General features: G+C 41.3%; 4 protein-coding genes. 1 reads left to right on the plus strand and 3 read right to left on the minus strand.

Features of this window, described 5'->3' with window-relative positions; translation table 11 throughout:
- Window positions 1-196: 196 nt before the first annotated feature.
- Together WB217_RS01830 and rpsU are read right to left on the minus strand one after the other, a co-directional pair.
- Window positions 197-643 carry a GatB/YqeY domain-containing protein gene (locus WB217_RS01830; protein ID WP_423990101.1) on the minus strand — a complete coding sequence of 149 codons (447 nt, stop codon included), beginning with the start codon at window positions 641-643 and terminating at the stop codon, window positions 197-199.
- Window positions 644-660: 17 nt separating this feature from the next.
- The gene (rpsU, locus tag WB217_RS01835) at window positions 661-834 is read right to left on the minus strand and encodes a 30S ribosomal protein S21 (RefSeq protein WP_015595024.1); all 174 of its coding nucleotides are present in this window, start codon (window positions 832-834) and stop codon (window positions 661-663) included.
- A 207-nt stretch (window positions 835-1,041) separates the two neighbouring features.
- Between rpsU and WB217_RS01840 the strand changes: the two genes are divergently transcribed.
- Window positions 1,042-1,965, plus strand: coding sequence for a Na/Pi symporter (locus WB217_RS01840; protein ID WP_423990104.1), 924 nt, complete (start codon window positions 1,042-1,044; stop codon window positions 1,963-1,965).
- Between the two features lie 259 nt (window positions 1,966-2,224).
- Here the strand turns inward: WB217_RS01840 and WB217_RS01845 are convergent.
- On the minus strand, window positions 2,225-3,079 hold an 855-nt coding region (locus WB217_RS01845), incomplete at its 5' end, for a MiaB/RimO family radical SAM methylthiotransferase (protein WP_423990106.1).

Here is a 3,079-nt window from a genome sequence, read left to right on the forward strand (position 1 = left end):
GGCTATTATGTATTTCGTTTTCTGAATCAATTAAAAAAGACCACATAAACAAACATCTTATTCAATTAAATGGCAATAGAATTACCTAATATGAATGAGCATCAAAAAGCCGTGAACCTTAGCAATCATTTATATGTATATCTACCCTTTGTTTATGCTAAAAAGGCCGTAAGAATATCTTACGGCCTTCGAGCTTTTATGAAAGGTGTTGTTGTACAAGTTTATTAACGAGAGATCCGTCTGCTTTACCTTTTACTTTAGGCATAATGACAGCCATTACTCTACCCATATCGGCTTTCGATGCCGCACCTGTCTCTGCGATAGCGTCTTTGACGATTGCCGCCACTTCTTCTTCGCTTAGCTGCTGTGGCATGTAAACCTCGACATGCTTTAGTTCTGTTTGTATCTTTTCAACTAGGTCTTCACGACCCGCCTTTTCAAATTCCTGGAGGGAATCTTTGCGTTGTTTCACTTCACGAGAAAGTACAGTTAACTCTTCTTCTTCGGATAACTCCTGATTGCCGACCTTAATTGCTTCATTCTGCAAAGAGGCTTTGATCATCCGAATCGTAGTGAGTCTGTCCTTTTCTTTGTTCTTCATCGCTTGTTTCATATCATTATTTAAACGCTCGAGCAGACTCAATTTGATTCCACCCTCTCTTAGAACTTGCGTTTTCTAGCAGCTTCAGACTTTTTCTTACGCTTCACACTAGGTTTTTCGTAGAATTCGCGCTTTCTAGCTTCTTGGATAGTACCTGATTTAGATACAGTACGTTTGAAGCGTCGAAGAGCATCTTCAAGCGATTCGTTTTTACGAACGACAGTTTTAGACATTCTCTTTCCCTCCCTCCGAGCACAACACACTAACACCAAAACACATGGAAACCATGTACCTTGCAATTATAATATAACAGCGCCATGAGGTCAACTGTAATTAGCCCTTGTTTTTAATAATATGCATATGTTGAGTTTTATCTGGAGGAAAATTTATATGCATGTCCAGCATCGTCCTTCATACATTTTAATGAAAGGGTGAATGTGATGGTCTATCTATTATTATTTCTATTGTTCCTAGGTATTTTTCTAAGCGGAATGATGTTATTAAGAAAAGGGCTTTTTCAGCTTTCGGCAAGCAGGATGAAGAACTGGCTTTCAGTCATGACTGATACTCCTTTAAAAGGACTAATTGCCGGAACAGTTGTTACAGCTCTTTTGCACAGCAGTTCCGCTGTAATGGTCATCACAATCGGCTTAATCTCAGCTGGTTTACTAAAGTTTTCACAATCAATTGGAATCATTCTCGGTTCAAACATCGGGACAACATTTACGCTGGAGCTAATAACCTTCAATATAGATGGATTCATTGTTCCCTTGGCAATAATCGGTGCGATACTGCTTATGACAAAAAATAGTACTTGGAAAAACTTTGGCGCGATTTCCTTTGGGATTGCAGCAATATTTGCGGCAATGCGTGGCTTTACGTTCCTGGCAGACCCAGTGACTAGCATCCCAATCGTGGGAAGTGCTCTCGGTAACCTGAATAATAGTCATGTGACCAGTATTCTAACCGGCACGATTGTCACTGGACTGATTCAATCCAGCACTGCAATGACCGGTATAATCATGGGCTTCCTTACAGAAGGAACGCTAAAGATGGATTCAGCCATCGCAGCTATGCTTGGCGCAAATATAGGGACGTGTATTACCGCATTGCTTGCTTCGATCGGTGCCGGCCGGGAAGCAAGACTGACTGCCTATGCCCATGTCTGGCTTAATGTTGCAGGTGCTGCTGCCTTCTATCCGTTCATTGATCAGCTAGCAGGCCTTGTCCCCCTGACCGCCCACCGCGCTGAGGTCCAGCTTGCACATGTAAGTGTAGTATATAATGTCATTGCTTCATTGCTGGTCCTTCCTTTCGCTGAAAAATTCGGCAGAATGGTGGAGTTTATTCATGGGGGACGGTAAATTCCTCTATTAATAAATTAGAAATAGACAATGATTTTTTCGGTGATATCATTATTTATCTCTTAAAAGAGTAACGTCTTCCCTGCCAAATCGTATTCTCTCGCTTCAATTTATGCCATGAGCTTTTTATAATAAAAACGAGACTCACCTGAAGCTCCGCGAAAAGCGAGTAACCGGAGCGTAAATCAACTGACCACTTTCATATAAAATGAAAGGGTGCCCCAAAATAATTTTGGGACACCCTTATTTACATTTAATATTAAACTGCAGCCTCTTCAACTACATTTTCATCTTCTAAAACGCGGACAAATTGTCCTTCATTGAATGGGTAGCCAGCTTTTACTATCTTAACCTTCACAATTTTGCCAATCATGTCTTCAGTAGCAGGGAATACTACTTTCAGATAGTTATCTGTATAACCTACATATTGACCCCTATCAGGAGAATCCTTATAAATTTCCTCTGGAATCAGTTCTAAAACCTCATTCTCAAACTGAGAAGCATATTCCTTAGCCAGCTGGTCTGAAAGCTGGATCAAGCGGTGCACACGTTCATTTTTAACATCCTCATCCACTTGGTCTTCCATTCTCGCAGCAGGAGTGCCTGTACGTTTTGAATAAGGGAAAACATGAAGTTCTGAAAACTGATGCTTTTTAATGAAATTATAAGTTTCCATGAATTCTTCTTCTGTTTCTCCCGGGAAGCCGACGATGATATCAGAAGTTACTGCAAGACCTGGCAATACTTCCTTCAAACGATCGAGACGCTCACCGAAGAACTCCATCGTATATTTTCTGCGCATTCTCTTCAACACAGTGTCAGAACCAGACTGAAGAGGGATGTGCAGATGACGAACGATGATATTAGACTGATCAATTACTTCAATCACTTCATCTGTAATCTGGCTTGCTTCAATTGAAGAAATGCGAAGACGCTTCAAGCCTGCTACTTGTGCCTCCAAATCTCTTAGCAAGGCAGCAAGATTATAATCTTTCATATCTTCTCCGTAGCCGCCTGTGTGAATGCCTGTTAGGACAATTTCCTTATAGCCTGCATCCACAAGCTGCTGCGCCTGGCGGATAACTTCCTGTGGATCACGTGATCTCATCAAGCC

Origin of the sequence: Mesobacillus sp., from assembly GCF_049588175.1 — a bacterium.
Classification (GTDB): Bacteria; Bacillota; Bacilli; order Bacillales; family Cytobacillaceae; genus Mesobacillus.